At 66.2% G+C, this 23,089-nt stretch carries 22 protein-coding genes and 3 pseudogenes; 10 read left to right on the forward strand and 15 right to left on the reverse strand.

Features of this window, described 5'->3' with window-relative positions:
* Window positions 1-423: 423 nt before the first annotated feature.
* Both B118_RS28640 and B118_RS28645 read left to right on the forward strand, forming a co-directional pair.
* On the forward strand, window positions 424-1,917 hold the full coding sequence (locus B118_RS28640) for a helix-turn-helix transcriptional regulator (RefSeq protein ID WP_050592835.1): 1,494 nt from the start codon (window positions 424-426) through the stop codon (window positions 1,915-1,917).
* 32 nt (window positions 1,918-1,949) lie between these two features.
* The gene (locus B118_RS28645) at window positions 1,950-2,804 is read left to right on the forward strand and encodes a ribokinase (RefSeq protein WP_162173360.1); all 855 of its coding nucleotides are present in this window, start codon (window positions 1,950-1,952) and stop codon (window positions 2,802-2,804) included.
* Window positions 2,805-2,938: 134 nt separating this feature from the next.
* Here the strand turns inward: B118_RS28645 and B118_RS0119695 are convergent, their stop codons facing one another.
* The 3 genes from B118_RS0119695 to B118_RS30765 all read right to left on the reverse strand — a co-directional run bounded on the left by B118_RS0119695 (window position 2,939) and on the right by B118_RS30765 (window position 4,718).
* Entirely contained in the window at window positions 2,939-3,421 is a 483-nt protein-coding gene (locus B118_RS0119695; protein WP_238324028.1) for an NUDIX hydrolase, read from the reverse strand.
* Between the two features lie 186 nt (window positions 3,422-3,607).
* Window positions 3,608-4,057, reverse strand: a complete 450-nt coding sequence (locus B118_RS0119700) for an NUDIX hydrolase (RefSeq protein ID WP_028193274.1) — start codon at window positions 4,055-4,057, stop codon at window positions 3,608-3,610.
* The gene (locus B118_RS30765; RefSeq protein ID WP_080678093.1) at window positions 4,029-4,718 is read right to left on the reverse strand and encodes a protein kinase domain-containing protein; all 690 of its coding nucleotides are present in this window, start codon (window positions 4,716-4,718) and stop codon (window positions 4,029-4,031) included. Before B118_RS30765 ends, B118_RS0119700 begins: the two co-directional genes overlap by 29 nt.
* Here B118_RS30765 and brxD point away from each other — a divergent pair.
* From brxD to B118_RS33930, 4 genes and pseudogenes are all read left to right on the forward strand, one after another.
* Window positions 4,671-5,773: pseudogene (gene brxD, locus B118_RS28655) on the forward strand (BREX system ATP-binding protein BrxD). The gene B118_RS30765 and the pseudogene brxD overlap by 48 nt on opposite strands.
* Window positions 5,774-5,910: 137 nt before the next feature.
* Window positions 5,911-6,311: pseudogene (locus tag B118_RS33920) on the forward strand (DEAD/DEAH box helicase); the annotation flags it as partial.
* 117 nt (window positions 6,312-6,428) lie between these two features.
* The gene (locus tag B118_RS33925) at window positions 6,429-7,058 is read left to right on the forward strand and encodes a helicase-related protein (RefSeq protein WP_238324037.1); all 630 of its coding nucleotides are present in this window, start codon (window positions 6,429-6,431) and stop codon (window positions 7,056-7,058) included.
* The gene (locus B118_RS33930) at window positions 7,055-7,882 is read left to right on the forward strand and encodes a hypothetical protein (protein WP_202902347.1); all 828 of its coding nucleotides are present in this window, start codon (window positions 7,055-7,057) and stop codon (window positions 7,880-7,882) included. Before B118_RS33925 ends, B118_RS33930 begins: the two co-directional genes overlap by 4 nt.
* 280 nt (window positions 7,883-8,162) lie before the next feature.
* Here B118_RS33930 and B118_RS30770 read toward each other — a convergent pair whose 3' ends face one another.
* The 9 genes and pseudogenes from B118_RS30770 to B118_RS0119755 all read right to left on the reverse strand — a co-directional run bounded on the left by B118_RS30770 (window position 8,163) and on the right by B118_RS0119755 (window position 16,545).
* Window positions 8,163-8,825 carry an L-threonylcarbamoyladenylate synthase gene (locus B118_RS30770; protein WP_080678089.1) on the reverse strand — a complete coding sequence of 221 codons (663 nt, stop codon included), beginning with the start codon at window positions 8,823-8,825 and terminating at the stop codon, window positions 8,163-8,165.
* Between the two features lie 212 nt (window positions 8,826-9,037).
* Window positions 9,038-9,742: a phytanoyl-CoA dioxygenase family protein gene (locus B118_RS0119715; RefSeq protein WP_202902348.1), complete on the reverse strand. Its 705-nt coding sequence runs from the start codon at window positions 9,740-9,742 to the stop codon at window positions 9,038-9,040.
* 28 nt (window positions 9,743-9,770) lie between these two features.
* A pseudogene (locus tag B118_RS0119720) lies at window positions 9,771-10,567 on the reverse strand (creatininase family protein).
* Window positions 10,564-11,361, reverse strand: a complete 798-nt coding sequence (locus B118_RS0119730) for a class I SAM-dependent methyltransferase (RefSeq protein WP_028193277.1) — start codon at window positions 11,359-11,361, stop codon at window positions 10,564-10,566. Before B118_RS0119730 ends, B118_RS0119720 begins: the two are co-directional and overlap by 4 nt.
* On the reverse strand, window positions 11,358-12,008 hold the full coding sequence (locus B118_RS29580) for an HAD family hydrolase (protein ID WP_337588125.1): 651 nt from the start codon (window positions 12,006-12,008) through the stop codon (window positions 11,358-11,360). The genes B118_RS0119730 and B118_RS29580 overlap by 4 nt, the downstream gene beginning before the upstream one ends.
* A complete protein-coding gene (locus tag B118_RS0119740) occupies window positions 12,005-12,448 on the reverse strand; it encodes a YdeI/OmpD-associated family protein (RefSeq protein ID WP_028193279.1) in 444 nt (147 codons plus the stop codon). Before B118_RS0119740 ends, B118_RS29580 begins: the two co-directional genes overlap by 4 nt.
* Window positions 12,448-13,437: an enolase C-terminal domain-like protein gene (locus B118_RS28670; protein WP_050592837.1), complete on the reverse strand. Its 990-nt coding sequence runs from the start codon at window positions 13,435-13,437 to the stop codon at window positions 12,448-12,450. Before B118_RS28670 ends, B118_RS0119740 begins: the two co-directional genes overlap by 1 nt.
* A gap of 47 nt (window positions 13,438-13,484) precedes the next feature.
* Entirely contained in the window at window positions 13,485-15,458 is a 1,974-nt protein-coding gene (locus B118_RS0119750) for a phosphoketolase family protein (protein WP_028193280.1), read from the reverse strand.
* 1 nt (window position 15,459) lies between these two features.
* Entirely contained in the window at window positions 15,460-16,545 is a 1,086-nt protein-coding gene (locus B118_RS0119755) for a hypothetical protein (RefSeq protein ID WP_050592838.1), read from the reverse strand.
* Between the two features lie 528 nt (window positions 16,546-17,073).
* On the opposite strand from B118_RS0119755, the gene B118_RS0119760 reads away from it, so the two are divergent.
* Together B118_RS0119760 and B118_RS0119765 are read left to right on the forward strand one after the other, a co-directional pair.
* Window positions 17,074-18,441 (forward strand): NsdA family TPR-like regulatory protein, encoded by a 1,368-nt coding sequence (locus B118_RS0119760; RefSeq protein ID WP_028193282.1) that lies wholly within the window; start codon window positions 17,074-17,076, stop codon window positions 18,439-18,441.
* A 7-nt stretch (window positions 18,442-18,448) separates the two neighbouring features.
* Window positions 18,449-19,333, forward strand: coding sequence for a phosphotransferase (locus B118_RS0119765; RefSeq protein WP_028193283.1), 885 nt, complete (start codon window positions 18,449-18,451; stop codon window positions 19,331-19,333).
* Window positions 19,334-19,450: 117 nt separating this feature from the next.
* Here the strand turns inward: B118_RS0119765 and B118_RS0119770 are convergent, their stop codons facing one another.
* The 3 genes from B118_RS0119770 to B118_RS28675 all read right to left on the reverse strand — a co-directional run bounded on the left by B118_RS0119770 (window position 19,451) and on the right by B118_RS28675 (window position 21,160).
* Window positions 19,451-20,017, reverse strand: coding sequence for an HD domain-containing protein (locus tag B118_RS0119770; RefSeq protein ID WP_238324030.1), 567 nt, complete (start codon window positions 20,015-20,017; stop codon window positions 19,451-19,453).
* A gap of 90 nt (window positions 20,018-20,107) precedes the next feature.
* Window positions 20,108-20,578 (reverse strand): NUDIX hydrolase, encoded by a 471-nt coding sequence (locus B118_RS0119775; RefSeq protein WP_028193285.1) that lies wholly within the window; start codon window positions 20,576-20,578, stop codon window positions 20,108-20,110.
* Between the two features lie 3 nt (window positions 20,579-20,581).
* Window positions 20,582-21,160, reverse strand: coding sequence for a DUF5919 domain-containing protein (locus B118_RS28675; protein ID WP_238324033.1), 579 nt, complete (start codon window positions 21,158-21,160; stop codon window positions 20,582-20,584).
* Between the two features lie 417 nt (window positions 21,161-21,577).
* Between B118_RS28675 and B118_RS0119785 the strand changes: the two genes are divergently transcribed.
* Complete coding sequence (locus B118_RS0119785) at window positions 21,578-21,931, forward strand: helix-turn-helix domain-containing protein (RefSeq protein ID WP_028193287.1); 354 nt, start codon at window positions 21,578-21,580, stop codon at window positions 21,929-21,931.
* 317 nt (window positions 21,932-22,248) lie between these two features.
* Window positions 22,249-23,088, forward strand: a complete 840-nt coding sequence (locus B118_RS0119790; protein WP_230519606.1) for an SAM-dependent methyltransferase — start codon at window positions 22,249-22,251, stop codon at window positions 23,086-23,088.
* The last annotated feature ends 1 nt before the right edge of the window (window position 23,089 follow it).

Genomic DNA, 23,089 nt, shown 5'->3' on the forward strand with positions numbered 1-23,089 from the left:
TCGTACATTCGTTCTAAGTGGGCTGTGTTATTCCGGGTCTGCATGGTGCGGGTCGCCACCCTGCGGGTATTCAAGATCAAATTGGGTCTGTCCTGTGGAGGCACGGTCGTGGGCCTTGTCGATCGTCCCGCCTGGGCGGCGGGTGTCGCGGAGTTGTCATTCCTGGTGGCGACGGTGCCGATGTAGCCCGGGTGGGGCGCTCGGTGGGTGCTCGTGCGACGAGCGCCCCTCGCGTCCGCGCCCGTCCGACCCGAGTGTTGCCGCGTATGGCGGATTTTTGATCATGGTGCGGATTGCCTGCTGGGTCCAAGTGCGGTGGTGGGCCGTCGTTACTGGCTGGTCTTGCCGTGGTCGGTTAGGGTGACGTCGCTTTCCGTCAATGTGGCTGTCGTGCCCGTGTGGCGTTGTGGAGGGGCGGGCTTGGTGATCGATCCGCAGCGGGTGGACGAAGTGAGACGGGCGCTGGGCGCGAGACTCGCGGCGTGGCGAAACGCGCGTGGGGTGACCCAGCTGGCCTTGGCGCAGCGGGTGCCGGTCTCCCGGACCACGATCGCTGGGGTGGAGACTGGTCGGCAGTGCCCGGATCGGGTCTTCTGGCAGCGTTGTGAGGCGGCCCTGGGAGCTGGCGGAGAGTTGCTGACCGGCTATGACGATTACCGTCGGCTCAAGCAGCAGCTTGATCAGGAGAGAGCCGACGCGGCGCAGCGTGCGCGGTGGGGCGAGGTCGAGGACCGTATTCCTTCGCCCGGTACTCGTGGTGTCCCGGCCGTTGAGGCGGAGGGACCGTTGGGCTACGTCGGTGCCGTGGACGGTGCTGACGGCCGGGGTGGTCTGACTGCGGCGGTGCAGCTCGTTGGCGTCGTGGCGGCTGGCGGTAGCGGCGTCGGTGATGAGGACGTCGTTACCCTTGCAGCAGTGTCCGATGGGCGGGTGGTGTCGTTGCGGGTGAGTCGAAGGGCTCTGTTGGAACTCGCCGCCAGGGTGGTGACGCTGCCGGCTGTCACTGCCGTGGATGTGCCTCGTTCGTCGGTTGTCGATCCCGCCATCGTGGACTATTTCGCGCAGCTGCGCGCGTGTCTCGTGCGAGCCGACGACCGGCTCGGCGGCCTCACTGTCCTGTCGACGGTGGAGCAGCAGATCGCGTTGATCGCCGCTCTGCGTAGGCAGGCGCGTGGGGAGCTTCGGGACCGGCTGGTCGGCACGCAGGCGCGGTGGTGCGAGTTCGCGGGCTGGCTCGCCGACGACCTGGGAGATCGGGCGGCCGGCGAGCGGTGGCTGGACTGTGCGGGAAGCCTCGCGCAGGAGGCCGATGATCAGGAGTTCTGGGCCTATGTCCTGGCCCGCAAGGCGCAGCGAATGGTCCGCACCAGTGATGAGGACCGTGTCGCCGCTCTGGCTCGTGCAGCGTTGCTCCTACCTGATACGCCTGCGCTCGTGCGTGCCTTCGCCGCGGTCCAGCAGGCGCATGGCAGCGTTGCTCAGGGAGACGTCAGTGGCTTCCAGGCCGCGATCGAGAGCGCCTACTCACTCGTCGCGGACGCCTCAGCGACCAGCGGCGATGACTCTCTCGGATCGTTCTGCACCCGCCCCTACCTGGCGGCGCAGGAAGGCGAGGGGTGGCTGCGTCTCCAGCAGGCCGACAAGGCCATCGGAAGTTTCACGGCGGCCGTCAACGAGTGGCCCGAGCGCTACCGGCGCGAGCGGGGCGTATACCTCTCCCGCACCGCGCACGCGTACCTAGCGGCCTCGGAGCCCGGCCACGCCGCCACGGTAGCCGCTGAAGCGTTGACGGTGGCGACCACCACGGGCTCGGCGCGGGTCCGCCGCGACGTCGCCGCCCTGGCTCGGCAGCTCGAACCCTTCCGCGGCCAGCGGGATGTACGACATCTGCTTGACCAGCTGGCCACGGCCGGATGAGCCACTCGCCCGAGCCGGCGCAGGTGTCGGCTGTGCCGCGTGTCGCCGTCGTGGGCCGCGCCAACATCGACATCACTGTGCGGATCCCCGGGCCGCCGGTTCCTGGCCGCACGACGTTCGCCTCATCGCCAGCGACGACCACTGCCGGCGGTAAGAGTCTCAACCAGGCCCTGGCCGCCAGCCGGGCGGGCGCGCACACCAGCCTGATCGCCAACGTCGGCAACGACCACTGGGGCACCTTCCTGCACCGGGCCCTGACCGACGTGGCAGTTGATGTGTCCTGCTTCCACCTCGTGCCGTCGGCGTCGACCGGAATCGCGCTCATCGAAGTCGACCCGGACGGCGAGAACCGCATCATCCTCGCGCGGACCCCGAACACCGAGCTCACCGGCGAGCAGGTAAGCAGCAGACTCGCAGGGCTGCGCGCCTCGGTCGTGGTGACCCAACTCGATCTCCCACCCGACGCCGTCGACGCCGTCTTCCGACACCACCGTGCACCGATGCTCATCGGCAACCTGGTACCGCATCCCACGCTCGGACCAGCCGCGTTGGCCCCACTGGACCTGTTCGTGGCGAACGAAGCCGAGGCAGCCGCGATACTCGGCCACCACCACGACGACCCGACAGCCGCCGCGCGAGAACTCCGCGAACTGGGCCCCAGCGCAGCCGTGGTGACCGCAGGCCCACGCGGTGCCGCCTACAGCGACGCTCACGACATCGCGCTCGTGCCCGCACACCACGTCAACGCGATCAACACCAGCGGAGCGGGCGACACCTTCCTCGGCACTCTCGCCGCGCGGCTCGCCCACCAGCTCCCGCTCTCCCACGCGGTCGCCGACGGAGTGGCCGCCGCGACGACCTTCGTGAGCAGCGGTGTGCAGCGGTAGCAACGCGCGAAGCGTCCCGAACTGTCAAGGTTAAGACCGACAGAAAGATGCACGTCGTGAGCAGGGTCATCGCCCGTCCGTGTCGATGCGAATCGCCGCACTTCTTAAGCGTTGGCGGCCGGCCAGTGAGTCCGTCAGGTCGGGGTGCCCGCAGTTGCGGTCAGATGCCCGCGCATCAGGATTCCGTCTCGGCGCAGTCCTGCCTTGATGTCCCGCGCGGGGTAGCGGGCGACACCCGCGTCGTTGAGGATCTGCATCACCGTCGGATGCGGTTGGGCCTCATCGACCGCTGTCTGGAGCACGCCGTCCACGTGATGCCCGCCGGCCGTTACCTGGGTCGCGGTGCCGGCGTGGAAGGCGAGCATCAGGAAGTGGTATGAGCCATTCTCGGCGCGAATTTCGTACACCCCGGTCAGTGTCAGCTCGCCGGCCTCGAAGCCGGCTTCTTCCACCGCTTCCCGGCGGGCTGCGTCCTGCGCCGACTCTCCGAACTCGATCTTGCCGCTGGGCAGCAGTAGCCATCCCGCGTACGGGCCGCGCTGCTGCCGGACGAACACCACCTCACCAGCAGCGGTGGAAATGATCGCCAGCGCGGCGACGGTCGGCTTCGCAATCACAATCACCTTTCCTCGGCGCTTGGCCATCGGCGGCCATATCAGCGGGTCGCCGGCTGGGCGGTGGGCGTTCGTGGCACCCTGCCGGCGACGGTAAGAACCTTCAGCCACGCCTGTCCGCCGGCCGCATCCGCGACCGGGTCGCCCGGAATTCCCTTGTCGGGTGTCGTCGTGCCTTCGACGTCCGGATTACCGCCAGCCATCCAGAACGAGGGGTTGGCCGTCGCTGAAAGCTTGGACACAGGCTGTGGTGTACGGGTAGGTGTTCATGGGCAGCAGCGATGTTGGGAACCATTCGATCTTGGCGCATTTGTGCGGTTCTGCATTGGTTGGTTCGCCCTGCTGGCGAGGATTGTGGGTGGCGGTGAAGACGAGGCCGACGCGGGTGTGTCCGGAGGGGTTGCGGTGGTGCACCGTGGTGACGAGCCGTAGTTCGTCCGGGGAGAGCCGCAAGTTGACTTCTTCGCGGGCTTCGCGGATGACGGCGCTGATTGCGTCCTCGTCGGGTTCGAGTTTGCCGCTGGGCAGGTTCCAATGGCCGTCGGCGTAGCCGGTGCCGTCGCGGAGAGCGAGGAGGACGTGGTTGGCGTGGGTGAGCAGGAGTAGTACGTCAACTGGGTGGGTCGGTGGTGCGGTCACGCTGGCGGAGGATAGCTGGCTGACCAGCGAGAAGCGGGTCGACCCGCCGGGCGATCCAGTCGATGCGTTCGGGGGTGCCGAGACCACCTGGCACCTCCACCGACAAGGGTGCAGCCGAGCCGAGATCGCCGAGATAAGCGGTTTCCCGGCTTTCGTCAAGTAGTACGTTTCCTGGCTTGACGTCGCGGTGCAAGAATCCGTGCTTGGCGTGCAAATGGTCGAGTGCGTCGAGAATGTGCCCTACCAGTATCAACGCCCGACGGACCCCGAAACGATGACCGCCTTGCAGAGCGCTGTGCACGCTCCCGCCGGCCAGATAGTCCATTACGAGAGTCAGACCGTGCTGGATGTCGCGGTCCGGCTGGGCGTCACGGATCTTGACGACGTGATCGTGTTCGACTCGGTCGAGCAGTCTCGGCTCCCGGTAGGCGACGGCGTCCTCGAGCCCGAGAAGGTCGATGGTCTTCTGCACGAGCATCCGCTGCAGCGGCTCGTGCCAGACAAGCCGGACCTCGCCGACCGCACCACCAGGCAGGGTCTGAAGGAATGAATAGGTCGGCTTGTCAAGCCGATCGGTGAGTACGGCTCGGGCAAGACGTTCTTCGCCCGCTGGCTGGCCGAACGCGCCAAACGTGCCGGACTGGCCACCAGCGAGATCCAGATTTCCGAGACCGAGACCCCCTGCACCGGCTGGAAACCGTCTACCGACGCCTTGTCGAGCGACTCTCCACCGACGCGCACCCGCCGAGCGCGCTCCGCGACGTCATCGACGGCTGGTTTTTCACCCTCGAAGAAGACGTGCTCGCCGAGCCAGCGCATGCCGATGACGACCCGGACGCGCTCGCCGCGGCGGTGGAAGCGTTGATGGAGCAGCGCTTGGCTGGGGTGGCCCGGACCACGCCCGCGTTCTCCGCCGCACTGCGCGGCTACCGCAACGCGCGGGCCACGGGCGACGTCGTCACGGCAGAAGCGCTGCTCGCATGGCTCGCTGGTCAGCCGAACGTCGCAGCGGCGGCCCGCCGCGCGGCCGGTGTACGCGGCGACCTTGACCACTTCGCCGCCTTGGGCTGTCTGCAAGGGCTGCTGACTATCCTGCGCGATTCGGGGCACTCCGGATTGCTGGTCGTGCTCGACGAGATCGAGACGCTGCAACGTGTCCGCGGCGACGTCCGGGAAAAGGGCCTCAACGCGATGCGGCAATTGATCGACGAGGTGGATTCCGGCCGCTTCCCCGGTCTCTTCCTGGTGATCACCGGCACACCGGCGTTCTTCGACGGGCCCCAGGGCGTTCACCGCCTGCCACCCCTGGCGCAGCGGCTGGCCACCGATTTCGGCACCGACTCGCGCTTCGATTCCCCTCGGGCCGTCCAGCTCCGGCTCTCCGGCTTTGACCTGCCAAAACTAGGTGCGCTCGGCCGGGTGATCCGCGACCTCTACCGAGACGGCTCGACCGTGCCCGATCGGATCACCGCCAAAGTCGACGACGCCTACCTCGACCTCCTCGCGCAGGCTATCACCGGGCAACTCGGGGGCAAGGTCGGCGTGGCTCCCAGAATCTACCTGCGCAAACTGGTCGCCGACGTGCTCGACCGGGTCGAGGAGTTTGACGATTTCGACCCCCGCCAGCATTACGGGCTCACCCTGGACACCGGCGAGCTCACCGAGGACGAAAGCGCCGCGACCTCGGCCAACCGCGTGAGCCTGGACCTGCCATGACCGACGCCGGCCGCGGCGCGGCATGGCAACTGCACCCATCCGTGCTTCACCATGTGGTGAACACCATGGGCTGGTCCGGACTCCGCCCCACCCAACAAGCCGCCGTCGCACCGCTACTCGCGGGCGAAGACGTGGTCATGGTGGCACCTACCGCTGGCGGCAAGACCGAAGCAGCGATGCTGCCGCTGCTGTCCCGCATGGCCGAACAGGGCTGGACCGGCACCTCGATCCTTACCTCTGCCCGCTCAAGGCGCTGCTCAACAACCTGCTCCCCAGGCTGGAACGTTACGCCGACTGGCTCGGCCGCCGCGCAGCAATCTGGCACGGTGATACCACCGCCGGCAATCGGCGCAAAGCCCTACGTGAACAGCCCGACATTCTGCTGACCACGCCCGAATCATTGGAGGCCATGCTGGTCAGCGCCAACGTTGACCATGCCATGTTCCTCCGCGACGTCCGTGCTGTCGTCGTGGACGAGGTGCACGCCTTCGCCGGCGACGACCGCGGCTGGCACCTACTCGCCGTCCTGGAACGACTGAGCCACCTCATCTGCCGTCCAGTACAGCGCGTCGGGCTCTCCGCCACCGTCGGCAACCCCGAGGCGCTGCTGGCGTGGCTGCAAGGATCGGGACGCGGACAAAGACCCGCACGGGTGGTGGCCCCACCGACCGTAAGGGCGCAACCGGCAGCCGACATCGAGCTGGACTACGTCGGCTCGGTCGACAACGCAGCTAAGGTCATCGCAGCACTGCATCGAGGAGAAAAGCGCCTGGTCTTCTGCGAGTCCCGCAAACGCGTCGAAGAACTCGGCACCGCGTTACGGTCCAATGGCGTCACCACGTTCCTGTCGCATGCCTCGCTGTCCATCGACGAACGGCGTCGCGCTGAGGCGGCCTTCGCCGACGCCCGCGACTGCGTCATCGTCTCCACTAGCACCCTCGAACTCGGCATCGACGTCGGCGACCTCGACCGGGTCATCCAGATCGATGCGCCCCGCACAGTAGCCTCGTTCCTACAACGCATCGGGCGGACCGGACGGCGACCCGACTCGCAGCGCAACTGCCTATTCCTCGCCACCGACTCCACTCACTGGTCCAGGCCGCCGCTCTGCTCGTGCTCTGGAGCCGGGGCTGGGTCGAGCCAGTGCTGCCACCGCCCGAGCCGCGGCACATCGTCGCTCAACAGATCCTCGCCCTGTGCCTGCAGCAACACCGCGTCGGGGAACGCCTCTGGCCGCAATGGTGGAACGGACTCGAACCGTTCACGCACCAGACCTCGGCCGTGATCGCTCGGCACCTGATCGACCAGGGATACCTCGAACGCGACGGCGACACCGTGTTCATCGGGCCAGAAGCCGAACTGCGGTTTGGACGACGCCACTTCATGGGCCTGACCGCGGTGTTCACCACCGCCCCCGAGTTCACCGTCCTCGCTGGCCGCACCGAGCTCGGCCGAGTCGACCCAGCAGTCCTGGTGGAAGAGGTACAAGGACCCCGGCGCCTCCTGCTCGGAGGACGAAGCGGGCAAGTCACCTACATCGACTGGAACCGACGTCGATGCTTCGTCGAACCCGCAGACGGAGGGGGTCGGGCGCGATGGACCGGCATGGGCATCGCAGGTCTGTCCTTCGAGCTGAGCCGCGCCATGCGCGACGTCCTCATCGGCGCCAACCCGCCGGTGAGACTCACCCACAGAGCAACTGCACGCCTGGCCGACATCCGAAACCAAGACGCCGGACTTGCCCGGATCGACGGCACCGTCATCAGCCGGGCCGGCTCAGGCGACGTACGTTGGTGGACCTGGGCCGGGTACCGCGCCAACGCCACCCTCGCCAGCACCCTGGATGGCCCAACCGACCCGATGCAGAACTCCGAGGACAACTACATCCGTCTGCGCAAGGACCTGCTGCCAGCCGAGTGGAAGGCAGGCTCGGCAGACGCCGCTGCACGGATCTGCCTGCCGCACGTGGACGAGAAGGCCCTAGCCGGCCTCAAGTTCAGCAAGGCGCTGCCCGAGAGACTCGCCACCGCCACGCTCGCCGCGAGGCTCGCCGACCTAGGCGCCGCCGCGGCTGTTCTCGCGGAGCCCACCTGGTTCGCCATCGGCTAGCTACTTCGACCATCCCCGATCAACCCGCTCTTGATCGGGTTCGAGGTGGAAGGTGGCCTGACCCGCTTTGACGGACATCCGACCCGCGTGGGATGTCTACATCAACACGTGGGAAGGCTGGCAGTATCTGGCCACCGTCATCGACCTGGCATGTACTTGCCTGTGTACTTCGGGCCGTACACCGACACTGCTGTCGGCCGGATGGCGTTCTGGTCAGTGGCGTCCCATGCGTTCTCTCTGGCATGAATGGTGTGGCTTCTCAAAAGCCGCGCGAATCTGCTCACTTCTTGGCATGAGACAGGTTCCAAGAAGCAGCCGCGATGGCTGCATTGACAGCGCGGTCGTGGACAACTCCCGATCTCGTAATCTTCGCCTGCATTTCGGTGCAGTCGACAATAGTAAGGTGATTGACCAGTGGACTGATGCCGCCGTCGATGCAATACGCGATGCTGATCTCGGACTCCGCTACAAACCTTTCAACCTCGGCTGCTGTGATCGCTGGCCCGAACGCTTTACTCGGGTCGGAAAGGTTGGCCGTCGTGGCAACGATGGGAACGCGGCTTCGTCTGGCAAGTTGACCAAGTAGGCCTGAGTCCAGGGTTACGAGAGCGTTAGGCACGCCGACGGACAGGTGCTGCTCGGCGTATTCCGAGTCTCGCCAACGGAGAATCATGGCCAGGTCGCCGGGCCAGAAGTCCGAGGCGAGTCGAATTGCGGCCGGCGTCATGATGAACCGCTCGTCGGCTGCGCCGAGCGATGGCAGTATGTAGGCCAACGACTTCGATCGTGGCCGGCCCTTGCCAGCGTAGATGCGCGCGCAGGCGTCGTGGTCGCGCGCGTTGGCGCAAATCATGTACCAGCGCCGAGTTGGGACAACGACAAGTTCGCCAGCTTCGATTGCTTCAATCGCGAGCGGGAGTTCGTCGGGACGGATCAATTTCACGACATAAGCCCTTCAAGCCTCGGAGTGGACATGATGCTCTGCTCTGCACTAATCTGGTTCTGCCGAACTACGGCATTGCGCCGGTCAGTCGAGGCAAAGGCGTACTGGCCTAGGGCATTCCGAGCCGCGACCGGAAGCGAGTGCAGGATGGTGCTAGTAATGTCTGACGCCACCTGATGCGCCAATAAATGACCCATGGGTGCCGGAATCGACTATCGCACTCGTGCGGCGAGTGGCGGGAAGTCCAGCCATGGGTCGCGAAGTGCGGCCAGGCGGCGGTTGGCATGGTTGACGTGGGATACGCGGAAATAGGCCATGATCCGCGGCATAGCGGTCAGGTTACGCCCAACGGCGTGGGGGACCAAGTGGTGCATCAGCAGTACATCACCAGGCTTGCCAAGTAGCGGGGTACCCTGCTCGGCGTCGATGTGCGGGGGTACTTGGGCGGTGATGCCCAGCGACCATTGGGTCCGGAACCACTCCGCCATCCGCAGGTGTCCGCCGATGACGTAACGCAGGGCGCCACCGGCCGGGTCGCTGATGTCGGAAAGCACGACACCCACGAGGAGCGAGAAGGTGCGCAGTTCGGCGGGGTCGAGGTGCGGGCAGGCGACGCCGTCCACGTGCATGGCCTTTTCGGGTTGCGCTTGGCCAAGGTCGCGTTCTGGAACGCGGATCTGGATCTGCGTAGTGGTGACCGGTGTCACGTCGCCAAGGAGTTCGCCTGCGAGCCCGGCCACACCGGACTGGGCAAACAGCGCGAGCAGGTCCCGATGGTCGCCAAGGTGCGGGGCGAAGGTCCGCTGCGTGAACTCGGCGAGCCGGCGTTGATCTAAGTCGGTGCGGTACCAGTCGGTTACCAGCGCGGCCGCACGGTCGATCAAGTGTGTCGGAACGAAGCTGCGTTTGACGACCATTCCCCTAGTGGTGAAGGTGGACAGGTCGTCAGCGGTGAGGGGCATGGTCGTTTCCCATCGTTGACGGACTACAGATGTTGTAGAACCTGATCGGATGCGTCCAGGCGCTGGTGATGATGGCTTCCCCCAGTTCGGCGGAGGCCAGCCGTGGGTCACCGCCAATGATGCCGAGGCTGGCGATGCGGTCGTCGCCCGAACTCCACGGCCACGTGGCACCGTGGTCGAGGATGAGTCGCTGGATTTCGTCGCGGTGGGCTGGGTCGTCGGCGAACGCCTCGGGTAGTCGGTTCAGGTGCACATCGTTGGGGGCGAGGGTCAGCATGATGCTGGTTTCTTTCATGCCAGCGTGGATCTCCGGCGGTGCCGACGTCGCATATGCGGTCGAGAGTGAGCTGGGGTGGATGACGCAGACCCGCACCTGATGCGTGGCCTGCAGTTCGTAGCCAACTACCTCGAGGACGCCGCGGTTGCCGCCATGGCCGTTGACGATGAGTAGCCGACGGGCCGGGGTGGCGCGCGCGAACTCACCGACGATGGCATTGAGCAGGGTGGCAAACGCGGCGATCCTGAGGGAGACCGTGCCGAGCGCCCACGAATACTCCAAGGACAGCCGTACGTCAGCGCGGGGAGCGCCCAGAGGTCGTGTTGGTTGCCGTAGCGGTCGATGAGCCGGTTGGTGAACTGCGTGGCGATGACGGTGTCGGTGTGCAGGGGCAGGTGCGGGCCGTGCTGTTCATATGAGCCGATGGGCAGGCACAGGACCGATCGCTCGGTTAGGTGCGTGGCGATCTCCGGCGCCGGGAGCGATCCGTACCAACGGTTCATGCCCGTTCTCGCCGGCCGATGCGGATGAGGAACTCGTTGTCCTCGGCGAAGGTGTCGGTGTCGCTGTATCGGGCAAGGGCGGCACGGACAGCGCTGTCGAACTCGCCGAGCCGGTCGCCGAACAGTTGTGGCGCGGCGAACGAGGTGGAGTGCAGGTACCCAAGGATGCTGTCGGCGGTCCAGGTCCGGTTGACGGGCACAGTGTGCTCCTCGACCTGGCTGAACGGCGACTCTCGCATGATCTCGCTGTACGGGCGGTTGTGATGCTGGAACGTGTGCTCGCCAGCGCGACGCTCCTCGCCGAGGAAGTCCTGGATGACCGCGCGGATTGCGGCCTTCCAGTCGCTGGTAGCGGTCCAGAAACTGTTGTCGCCGAAGATCGCGACCGCGCCGCCCGGGCTGACCTGTGCGTCCAATCGGGTCAGGATCGCGGCCTGGTCGAGCCAGTGGAACGCTCGGCAGATCGTCACCAATTCAGCCTGCCATCCCGGCGGTGGCGTGAACTCCTCCGCCGTGACCTCCTGCAGCCGCAGCTGAGCGTCGGCGGGTAGCTGCGGGCGGAGCGCGTCTTCGGCAGCGGCGAGCATGTCTGGATCGTTGTCGATGGCGATGATGTCATCGAAGTGACCAAGCAGAGCCTCCACCACGAGGCCGGTGCCGGTGCCTACGTCGAGTAGGCGCCGCGGTACACCGGTAGGGACCGCCGCATCCAACACGTCGGCTACGGTCGCCGGGATGCCGGGCCGGTACTGCCGGTAAAAGCCGACGGTTCCGTGAAACAGACTCATGATCATCTCCGTGTAGCGAGTTCGGTGATGTGCTGGCTGGCGGCGGTGAGATCAGCGGCGACGAGCAGGCCAACGTCGTCGAGCCGTTCGGGCTCCGGCACTGGTCGTCCGTTCGACACCCAGATGACGAACACCCCGGCAGTTCGGGCACCGATGACGTCGCAATCCCAGTCGTCGCCGATGTGCACCATATTCGCCGGGCTGCTCCGGCACGCGGTGGCCACGCAATGGAAAGCGGCTGGATCAGGTTTGGCGTAGCCGGTCCGACAGGAGGGGAAGTAGTCGATCACACACGGAGACAGCAGGGTCCGCAAACGGTCAGTATCGGCCTCCAGACAGCTCGCATTCGACAACGTGACGATGGTGGCGTGCCGACTCATAGTCCGCAGCGCCGCGCCTGCCCCTGGCAGGAGCTGTGCCGGCGGCGACTCGGTGGGCGTCGGGAACGCGCTCACGGGAATCTTGAGCGCATCGCAGACCTCCGCAATGACTGCGGCATCAATCGAGGCTCGGGTGTACAGCTGCTGGCGGATGACCGAGCGCGCGTCGGCGGGCCTGAGCGGCGAAGCCTTCGCCAAGATCGTGGCCACTGTGGGTCCTTCGAATCGGCAAAGGGTCCCTCCGACATCGATGCTTAGCAGTAGCCGTTTCACGAGACACTATCCACTGCTGGCAGGGCAGTGACAATCGCGTCGATTCTGGCCTGCCGGACCGCCGGAGTGCTTGCCTCGGCGAGGAATGTGAGCGCGTAGCGGCGCTCCGCCTCGTCTAGGACGGTTAGGTCACGGCGCGCGGCACGGACTGCGGTCACCAGGTCGTCGGGTATCGACCGGGTGCGCCAGCCGTGCGGTAGGTGCAGGATGCCGGCCCACGATCCGGCGGGAGGTGCGTGCGATGGGTCGAGCAGGCGCAGGACGGTGATGTCGTCGAAGCTCCAGATCTGCACCTGTACCGGCCGAGCGTCGGGGAGTTGGAGCTGGCCGGTCAGGAAGGTGTCGTGTCCGTCGAGTCGTTCGGACAGCACGAGCAACGTGCCGTTCGAGTCTGCTGCGACGGTCCCGGTGATGGGCAGGCGCTGAATGGTTTCGGGCATCAGCAGCTCCTCGGCGTGGCGCCCAAGCCCGGAGACCTGGGAACAGTGATCACTCCGTGTGCGGGCAGCCAAGGCTGCGCATACCTTTGCTGCCGAGCCGGTTCCCACTGCAACCGGTATTCGACGGCGGCGATCGCATCCGGATAGGCAGCGGCGAGGTGGACGGCCGGAACAAACGAGCGGCCGTGCGGGTAGACCGGCGCGCCGAGCATTTGTGCCGCGGTCACCAGGTCGACGGCGCGTGTGAGTCCGCCGCACGCCACCACGTCAAGTGTGAACGCCTGTAGCTTGAGTCGGAGCATCGCCGCAGCGTTGGCATGCACGAGAAGCCGTTCGCCGAGGGCCAACGGGATGCTCATCGCCAATGCCCCATACGTGTCAAGATCACATTGTGGTAGTGGGTCCTCCAGCCAGCGCACCGAAGCCGGGTCCAGCTCATCGAGGAACAGGCAGGCGAATTCGGGATCCCAGGTGAAGACGGCGTCGAATGCAGCTTCCTGCCTGAGTGCCGCCTCCATGGCGCGTACCGCCGCGGCGAGCCGGACGGCCTCCGCCGTGCGGTCGTCGGTTGCTGGATTCTTGCGCAGGCCCCATTTCGTAAATTGCCATCCGTCGCGGTTGACGCGCTCGACAGCCGCGACGGGTATGCCATTTGTTACGTCGAGGCTCAGCCATGAGGCGTAGAGCGACACCCGCCGCTGCGGTGTCGCTGCAAGCAGGTCAGCGACGGGGACTTGGGCAAGTTGGCTATGTAGGTCCCAAGCGGCGCAATCCACTGCACCGACGGCCCAGGATGCCACCACGCTGGTGTCTGCCCGGATCGCCTTACACAGGGCCGCATGAAGTCTCTGGTGGTCGTTCACCGGCTCGCCGAGGGCTGGCTGCGCCAGGACAGCCTCCACGTACCGTCCAATCTCCGCCGTCACCGGCCCGTACCAGCCGATCGCCCCGGCCGCGTGAAGGGCGACGAACGTGGCGTCCTCGCCCAACCCGGCTTCGGTGGTGACGACGCGGACAGCCCCAATCCTAGCTACCATCAGCGTTTCCGCTTGGCTAGCAGTGCCTCGGCCGCCGAGGTGACGCCGGTGACATCGAACCCGGCGTGCGCCGCCAACCTCTCCTGTGGCATCGGGAACGGCGGCTCGGCCCAGCCGATCACGTCGACGTCGCGGTGCAGCCGACCGCGGAGCAGCCCCCAGATCGCGGCCGGGTGCCCGAGCGCCACGATGAGCACGGCGGCGTGAGTTCCGAAGTAGTGGTGCAGGTCCGGGTCTGCAAGCGCCGTCAGGTCGTGGACGTTGACCACCCGAATCCGACAGCCAGAGCATCTGCGGATCCTCACAACGGCGTCCGTAACCACTGCCGCGGCCAGATCGCCGGTGCACACCAGCGTTAGGTCTGGCTCGCCTGGGTCGCTCAGGTGGCGCCAGACCGCCAAGCCGCGATGACGCTCCTCATCGATCGTCTCCCGGCGGTGGGTCACGTTGGTGTGCTTGCCCGCGACGATGACGTTGACACGCCCCGTTGACCGCAATGCATCATCGAGCGCGGCAGCGACCCGGTCTGAGTCGGCGGGTGTGAAAACGCGTACGGCCGGGTCGCCCGTCCCTAACAGCGCCGTGATCAGTGAAGGGTCTCCGTGGCTGTAGACGTTGTGCCAGCCATACGAGGTCAACAGTAAGTTGATGCTCGGCAACGCATGCTTGACGAGCCGCCGTTGCTTGAGCTGTCCGACCAATCCGGTCAGCAATAGCGGAGCGAATGCCTCGTACGAAATAATCAGGCCGCGACGGCCTGTTGCCGTCCACCCGGCAACCCAGCCGAGGAGCACTTCCTCCGCAAGCACCTCATGTGCCCAAGCTTCGCCCTGCAGGTCGCCGAGGCGGTTTGACCGCAGTTCGTCCGGGCTGAAAACCTTGAGGTCGCCAGTAGCGGCGTGCGCCCGCAGCACCGCGGACACCTCCGTTGCGAAACCCCGTCCCGTTGCCGGTACTGACGCAGGCGCAGGCAGTGCGCCCGGTAGCACGCTGCCAAAGTCAGCGGCGCCCAGCGCGGACGCGAGCGCACCAACGGGCTGCGCGTCGGGTTCAAACAGCTCACTGGGCCGATAGGACGACAGCCAAGCACGCAACGCCGCTAGCTGGCAGGGATCGCCGGATAGGTCTGTGAGCGGGGTTTTGTGCGCCCCAATGGGGCCGGACCAGCCCTTTACGCACCGTAGGAACACCACCTGGTGTGCTCCGCGGGCGGTTGCCTCGACGCCGGCCACGAGGACACGGTGGAACTCGGCGTGCTCGGCCAACCCGGGGGCCGTCCCAACCTCGACGACGACCGGCTCCCAGCCCAGACCGCGTGCGTAGGCGCTCACCTGCTCGTCGCTCATGGCACCCAGCAGCGACGGGCCGCCCATTCGGCGACCGTTGAGATGGACGACCGGTAGTACCCTGCTGTCGGATAGCGCGCGGTGGGCCAACCAGGACGCCGCCGTAGATGGCGTCTCGCATTCACCATCACCGATGATCGGCACGACGACCCGGTTTGGGGAGTCCAACGCCATTCCCTGGGCGAAGGCGAACGCGCCGCCGAGCCACCCGCCCATGTACGCACCGGCCGGCAACTCGGGATGAACCTCCGACCCGAGCGCGTCCCCGTCCGGAAACGCCGCAGCCAGTGCCGCCAGCCCATCAGCGTCTCGCCCGTACCGTGGATCCATCTTGGCGATGTCGCCGGTCATCCATGCCAACGCACGCTGGACGACACCCGCATGGCCGGCGCCCAGAACTGGAATTAACTGCACACCGATGCCGCAGCCTGCGGCGAGGCCGGCATGCGCCAGCACCCATGCCGTGCCGGGTACCGTGCCCCAATGACCTGCCGGGCGCGGCTTAACGTCGGACTCGTCAAGGCAGTCGACAGCGAGCACGTTCGACCGAAGGTGAAGCTGCGCAACCGACAGGTACGTGAGTGCCCGCCAAAGGGCATCCGCATGATGGGCGAGATCCACTGACACTTCAGACTCTCACCAGTCGTTCACCAGCAAAGCTGAAATACCACAATGGCCGGTAGCACTCCCACGCCTGCGGCCGCAGCCCACGTCCACCCAGAATCTGTTCGATCGATGCCCTGGCCTGCAGATAGAACTCCAATTGCTCGGCGCCCGGCGTCCGCAAACCCTCCATGATCGAGTTGTGGGACTGGTACACCTGGAAGTTGGGAAATTCGGTCACATGTTCGCCGAGTGCGGCCACACCGGCCCGCAGTTCGGTGAGCGGATCGAGGCCCACGATGTAGGTGAACGAGGTGCCGAGTCCCGCCTGGCGGGCCCGACGGAGCAGGTCGGGCATGTCGGCCCGCCGGAGCCGTGCTTTGCTCGTCTTCAAAAGCAAGTCACGCCGGGTGAAGCACTCGGCGGTCAACCGCAGCACGAACGGCGCGACGCGAGCAGCGAGATCGGCAAAGGCGGTGTCTGACTGGATGACCGACGTCAGGAAGCCGATCCGGGCGCCGATACCCTGCAAACCGAGCGCGGTCCGCAGGCCTACCAGGTGAGCAACGGCGGCGTCTTCCCGCTCGAAGCACCCGGTCGAGACAGTCACCTCGCGGAGTTCGCTCAAGTTCCGGCGTGGGTGCTGCTCAACCATCGCCACGAGCAGTTCGGTGAGCTCCCGCTCCTCCGAGAAACGTGGGTCGGCGGCAGCTTCCAGCGTGTTCGGGCAGAACGCACAGCCCACACAGCGGCTTCGGGCGTTCGGATTTAACGTCGCGGCCCTGCCGCCATCCCGGAAGTAGCCTCCAACCGCCTCGTCGGTATCGATCCGCTGAACAGTACCAATGCAATGCTGACCCAGGTACAGATCGTGATCCTCAAGCCGGAACGGCGACCCTACCGCGTTCAGGGGCACGATCACCTTCCATGACACCTTCGACGCCGAGGAAATTGTTACGCTCACCCGAGCTCGGTGCTGACAGTGATCCGACGAGATTCCATATAAGTTCAGCGCGATCAGCACAGCATCTTCGACTGGCACCTCATAACGAGCGGCTAGCCTGACTACCTCATCAATCTCCAGCTCGGTGTTGGGCGTCGCTATAGGCATCCGAACCTGCCTTCGAATCGTGGATCAAGTCCCGCATGTATCGTGGTCGGCGAAACTCTCCTGGCCTCTGATGGTGACCGACGAGGCCAGCCTGACAACCAGACCCCTTTGCTCGCGTCGATCTCTACGGATCGACAGTTTCATCCCGGGCGGGCGCCGGATGCGGTCGACGAGCTTGCGTGGTTGCGGCAACTGCTGCCTTACGCCGGCGGGGCTCTCGCGTGGTTATGCCGGGCGGCTCGCGGAACTGAGCCTAACGGTTCCGGGAATTTCCTTGGCCCAGTCTGATGCATCACCCCTCACCATGCCACCCCTTTGTCCATCGACGGAAGTCGCTCAAGTCTCTCGAAAGCGTGTCTCGCTGTCGACCCCCACGGTGGGGGGCCACGATGGGGGGTAGTGGCCGCCGCTGCGGCGAGGATCATTTGAGGCGCCGGCGCTTTTGATTAGGCACCGATCCGTCTTGTCGCCAGCGACATGAAGTGATGACATATCGATCAGGGCCGGTTCAGTCGACGGGAGGTTGTCGTGGGCGTCCAGGTCGATCCGTCCTGGTGGACGTCGGGTGTCTGGGAGGGGCGACCGATTCGCGAGTTCCTGGAGCGCCGCGACGTCGCCGCCACCTTCCGATTCCTGCATGCCCGTGGGGTTTCCTACGGCACCATCGCCGCGTTGGTCGGCGTGGCCCCGAATCGAGCCGCCGAGATCACCAAAGGCGCGCGCCAGGTAACGGCGTACGACGTTCTCGAACGCATCGCGGTCGGACTAGGTGTTCCCCGGGCCTGGATGGGCTTGGGCCAGGACGCGACGGGCGATGCGAGACCCTCGTTCGACCGGGAGATGGAAGGTTCAGCGGACCTCCCAACCAGCGGGCGACCAGCAGGAGGCCGGCCCGATGAAGCGATCACCGCGCTCGCCCGGCTTCGTACCGGGCTGGACGAGGCGCTCGCCTCATCAACCGTCGCTCCGCGACAACTCGACCTGATCGAGGAAGCGGCCGGCGAGCACATGCGGATCTATCCGGCAGCCCCGCCTAGGGTGATACTGTCGCGGCTGGCCGCTGAGTGTGTCGAGGTGCAGACTCTGTCCCGGCGTAGACAGCCAGCGGCGGTTCAGTCGCGGCTCTCCGGCGCGGCGGCTCTGTTAGCGACCATGTGTGCCGACGCGCTCATGCGGCTCGGGAACGTGGGCGAGGCACGCCTGTGGTATCGGACAGCGCTCCACGCGGCAGATGACAGCTCGGACAGCCGGCTAGGGGTGCTTGTCCGCGCCCAAGCGGCGATGCTGCCCTACTACTTCGGTGACCCGCAGCAGGCGGTCGTCCTGGCAGAGGCAGCGCTGGCGGTCACCGCGACGCCGTCGTCCTCCGCGGCGCTTGCCGCGGCGGGACGCGCCCGGGCGCTGGCCCGGCTCGGATCCGCCGAGCAGGCGCGGCAGGCGATCATCCAGGCCCGGCAAATGTTCGACCAGGTCGGCGATGACGACAGTGACACGGCCTTTCGCTTTCCGATGAAGCGCATGTTGTTCTACCTCTCCGGAGCGAGTACCTGGCTGGGCGACACGAGCGAGGCCTACCGGGTGCAGGACGAGGCACTGCGCCTCTACGGACCGTCGCCTTCGGTGCCGATCGATCCCGCTCTCCTCGCGCTCGACCGATCGATATGCCTGGTGCGTGACCGGCGAGCGGCAGAGGCCGCAGCGTCGGCGCTCGACGCCGTCGCCACCCTGCCCGAGGCGCAGCGCACGGAGATCGTTCTGACGAGGGCGAGTGACGTGGTCTCGGCGATTCCGGCGAGACATCGCGGCGGCGAGACCACCGCGCTGACGGACTATGTGCGAGCCTGCCGGGAGAGCGCCCGTACGCTTGCTGCCGGAACTGCCGCGCTCGATTCCTAGGGGCCCCATGTTCGTCGAAGCGCGAACACGTCCGGCGCTCGCCGAGGTGTGTTCTCGCCTGGAGTTGTCCGACGCCGACGCTGTCCTGATCCGGCATCACACCAACGCGGTGTACGCGGTCGGCGACGTGGTGGTCAAGATTGCTCCGGCGGAATTCGGCGTGGAGCGTATGCGCGCCGTGGTGGCCCTCGTGCGGTGGCTGGTTGGTCAGGGGTTCCCGACTGTTGGCCTCAGCCCGCGCCTACCACAACCCCTGCTGGTGGGCGAGCATGCCGTGACTGTCTGGCAGCGGCTCGATCCGGCGAACGACACTCCGGTCACCACGGCCGAGTTGGGCACTCTGCTCCGGCAGTTGCACGCCCTGCCGGCTCCTCCGGTGAGCCTGCCGACCTTGGAGCCGGTGGACAGCATCCGGCGGTCAGTGCAAAGGTCGACAATCCTCACCGCGGGGGACCGTGACCTGCTGCTGAAGCGTCTCGAACCGCTCGCGGCCCGCTGGCGCGAGATGAGCTTTCCCCGGGGCGTGAGCCTGATCCAGTCCGATCCCCAATCGCGCAACGCACTGCGCCGCTTCGACGGCACGCCAGTACTTGCCGACTGGGACGGCACCGCCATCGGTCCGCGGGAATGGGACTTGGCCACCGTCGCTGTGCACTGTCGCCGGTTTACCCCGCCGGGCCCTGCCGCCTTCTCGGACTTCACCGCGGCATACGGCTGGGATGTCACCTCGTGGCGCGGCTTCGAGGAGTTGTGCCAACTCCGCGAACTACAGATGATCGCAACCAACGCCCGAAAGTCCCGTCCCGGCACTGATGCCGAGGCCGAGGTGCTCCGCCGCATCATCGCCCTCAGGCGGGGCGACCAGGAACTCGTCCAGTGGCGCATCCTATAACCTTCCCGACCGGCTTGACGGTCGGACAGTCAGAGCCGGCCACCGGAACAGCCGTTCCGGCTCCAGGCGTCGGCGATAGGGATGATGGGGCTGGACCAGCCAGTCTCACGTCGAATGTCATGGAGCGGGCTGCTCGTTGACGTCGAGCCGGCCCAGTGTTCGGCGGACGTGCGCCATGAGAAGCGGCTCTGCTCGCTGGATCGCCCGATGAACGGGGCTCTGCGGAGGATACCGGTGGAGGATTTCCTCGATGCGCTCGGCGACCTCGAGACGTTGTCCCCGCGGTCCGACCGTGAGGTCGGCGGTGACGAGCGCGTCCATCAGGGGTCCCTCTTCGAGCGGAAAGGCTGCGAGTTGGTCCGCCAGTCCGCGCTCAGCCGCTTCGATGCGGGCGCATGTGTGGTGGGCGACCAGTCCGACGAGCCGCAGCGGGTAGCCGCTACGTCGCAGGTATCGGGCACCGTCAAGGGAGTGCAGGCCAGTGTCCACGAGGTCAGGCGCATAACCGACATCGTGTAGCCAGGCGGCTGCCACCAGCAGGTCACGATCGGCCGGTGCCACCGTGCTCGTCAGTTCCGTGGCCCGCTGGCCGACACCCTGGACGTGGGCCCAACGCCAGGCCATCTGTGGGGAGCCGAGCAGACCAGCAGCAAGGTCCTTGGCGTTGGCCGTTAGGTCAGACACCCTCCGAACGTAGCCGTACAGCGGGCCGCCGCCCTACCGGCTCGACGAGACGGTTGGGACGTCCCTGGATCAGGAAACGCCCCTCCGACGTCAGCCAATATACGGCGCGGTCCGACCGTCGAGGGCGTGGTCGATGCGTAGCCGCATTGAGAGGTGGATGTCCAACTGGTCGAGTTCGGCGGGATTTACCCAGCGGACCTGACGTGACTCACTGGAGGTCCTCAGATTCCCACCGACGGCTCTGGCGGTGAAGCACAGCGAGAATTGCTGGCGCACCTCACCGTCGTCGTAGGCCATCACATGGTGGGGGTTGGTGTACGTGCCGACTAGGCCCGTGACTTCCACCTCGATGCCCGTCTCCTCGCGCACCTCGCGCACCACCGTGTCGGAGATCGACTCACCGATGTCGTGGCCACCGCCAGGAAGAGCCCACAGGTTGTTGTCGGTGCGGTGGATCATCAACAACTCGCCGTGTTCGTTACGAACGGCCGCGACCACCGACGGCACCACGCTGTTGGCCTCGGGGGCGTCAGGGTCGTTGAAGAAGTCGCGGCGTGGCATCCGTCATCTCCCGTCGAACGCGGCTATCGCCGCGTTGATGTCCGAGGTGGGTTTGGCCTGGGTCCAGACCCGATCGAAGCTGGCGAGGTAGTGGTCGACGACCCGTCCACCAGGTACGCGCCGGAGATGTAACACCGGGTTGTGGGCGGCAGTGGATCCGTACACATGGGTGTTAACCAGCATGGCCTCGTCCACCCGGAAGATGGACGCGTACAACGTCGTGTCGTGCAACCGGACCTGCACGCCAGGGATAGCCAAGATCGGCTCGTAGTAACGCAGGCTCAGCAGCACCCGGTGGGCGAGCCCAATCCCGAAGCCCTCCTCCTCTCCGCGGCGGCGTACTGCAGCACCGCTCGGATCGGCCAGCAGGACCCGTATCCGGCAGCCTTGGCGGGCCCGGTCACCGAGCTGGGTGATGTCGTGGAGTTCAGGCAGGAACAGCCCGGCGTAGACGAGGATGTCGACCGACTCCCTTGCCTGCTGGATCAGCGACCTCCACAGTTCCAGTGGCACCGCTGACCGGGACGGGTAGAACTCGACCATTTCGGCCCGCCCCGCGGACACCGTCCTGGGATCGTCCACGACCGAAGGCCACAGATATGTTTCGTCTACGCCCAATAGGTCTGCAGCCGCGACGCGGTGAGCGCGGTGCGGGACGCGATCACGGGTGATCCAGCGCTCCACCGTCTTCGGGTCGACTCCAATCAGCTCCGCGCACCGCTGCGTGGTCAGCCCCTTTGCTGACATGGCTCCCCGCAGACGCTCGTTCGGCATCAGAGGCCGAGACCTGACGAGGGACGCATAGGGGCGTTTATACCCCAACCGAGACGTCCACGACAGTCCCTGAGCGGGGGTGGCCGCATCCCCACGATCAGCGATCAGATGTTGAGGCGAGGGTGATCGCCGGGAAAGCGCACCTTGGTCATTCCAGCGGCCTACTCGCAGAAGCTGACGCGCTGGCATCACCTCACACGTTCAGGAGAGAGCGCCTTGACCACCATGGCCATGAACGCCCGTACCGCCACCACCGCTGTATTCGGGTCGCAGTGCGCGGGGAACCCGGGATGGTGGGCACACAGCCAGGTTGATCCGAACTGGTGGATCGACGGGCGCTTCGGGGGCCGCTCGCTTGCCGACCTGCTGCGTCAACGTGACATCGGCTCCCTATTCCGCTTCCTCAAATCGCGCGGCTGGAGCCAGGCGACGATCGCTGCAGCGACCGGCACAACTGAGAACCAGGTCCGAGCGGTGATCCAGGGGCGCCAACGAGTTACCTCGTATGACGTGCTCGAACGGATCGCCGAAAGGCTGAGCATACCGCGAGGTCTCATGGGGCTCGCATACGAGCAGTGAGGCATGTCGACCAAACGCGGGAACTTGCGGCCAACCGGGTTCCGGGCCGGTCACCATGGGGGTTCATGGTGACCGGCCACGGTGGGACTGGTTGTGGCTCGGCGGGGAAGCAATCGTCAATGTTCACACGCACATCGACGGCCGCCTGTTCTGAATGCACTGCCTGCGGGTTATCAGGCGGGGCTGCCGGTGTGACCTGAACCGGGACCAGACCGGTTCGACGAGACGGCCCGAGGCGGGCGCGGCGCTGCGCGGTCCCCGATTCACGTGGCGAAGATCCCGCCCGCCTCGGTGCCCTCCAACGAGGAGGCGAGACGATGACTAGCCCGCTAGGGCCCGCACCCACGGTGGCTCCTCGGGATGGTGAGCGTCTGGTTCGCGGGGAAATCACCGGCTTGGAGCGAGCTGCGGCTTGCCGGATCGAGGACTTCCTCCTGGGAGGCGGGCACAACTTCGCCGTCGACCGGACTGTGGCGCACCAACTACTGCAGGTACATCCAGACCTGAGGGCGAGCGCCATACAGGGGCGGGCCTTTTTGTTTCGGGCTGTGCGTCTTCTTGCCGCGGATAAAGTTAGCCAATTCCTGGTCCTCGGATCAAGCCTCCCACTGGTAGGCAGCGTGCACGAGATGGCCACTCGCACCACGAGAGGCTTCCGCGTGGTCTACGTCGACGCCGAACCGGTGGCGCTCGCTTTCACCCATACGGCCGTTTCCGGCGTCAGGGGTGTCGGAGTGATCGCCGAGGCGCCGGACCAGCCAGTCATAGCGCTCGACACGGCGGTGCGCGCCCAAATGCTGGACATCGCGCACCCGGTTGCCGTGGTGATGGCCGGATTGGCGCCAGTGCTCCCTGGCGGGCCCATCGCTCGGCAGGTATGTGCCGACCTACGCAAGCGGCTCAGCAAAGGCTCCTGTTTGGTGGTTGCGCACGCCGTTGCCACTAAGGATCGGCTCCGGGTCGCTCAAGCTGCGGAGATCTGTCAGATGGCCGGTATTCCGCTGGTCCTAGGGTCGCCAGCGACGACAGAGGCCATGCTCTCGGGCTTCGAGCTGATGGCGCCCGGCCTTGTATCGGTAAACCGGTGGCGCCCCGATGACGAGGACGAGCAGGTTGCCCCCTTGCCGTTCCTGGGATGCGTCGCGGTCAAGCCGTAAC

Source organism: Salinispora pacifica CNR114 (assembly GCF_000514775.1).
In the GTDB taxonomy this organism is placed as follows: Bacteria; Actinomycetota; Actinomycetes; order Mycobacteriales; family Micromonosporaceae; genus Micromonospora; species Micromonospora pacifica.

Coding starts and splice junctions, on each gene's coding strand:
- B118_RS0119755 (WP_050592838.1), bottom strand. CDS start 16,545: ATGCCTATAGCGACGCCCAACACCGAGCTGGAGATTGATGAGGTAGTC.
- B118_RS0119715 (WP_202902348.1), bottom strand. CDS start 9,742: ATGGTCGTCAAACGCAGCTTCGTTCCGACACACTTGATCGACCGTGCG.
- B118_RS0119790 (WP_230519606.1), top strand. CDS start 22,249: ATGACTAGCCCGCTAGGGCCCGCACCCACGGTGGCTCCTCGGGATGGT.
- B118_RS0119740 (WP_028193279.1), bottom strand. CDS start 12,448: ATGCCCGAAACCATTCAGCGCCTGCCCATCACCGGGACCGTCGCAGCA.
- B118_RS0119765 (WP_028193283.1), top strand. CDS start 18,449: ATGTTCGTCGAAGCGCGAACACGTCCGGCGCTCGCCGAGGTGTGTTCT.
- B118_RS0119730 (WP_028193277.1), bottom strand. CDS start 11,361: ATGATCATGAGTCTGTTTCACGGAACCGTCGGCTTTTACCGGCAGTAC.
- B118_RS0119785 (WP_028193287.1), top strand. CDS start 21,578: ATGGCCATGAACGCCCGTACCGCCACCACCGCTGTATTCGGGTCGCAG.
- B118_RS0119775 (WP_028193285.1), bottom strand. CDS start 20,578: ATGCCACGCCGCGACTTCTTCAACGACCCTGACGCCCCCGAGGCCAAC.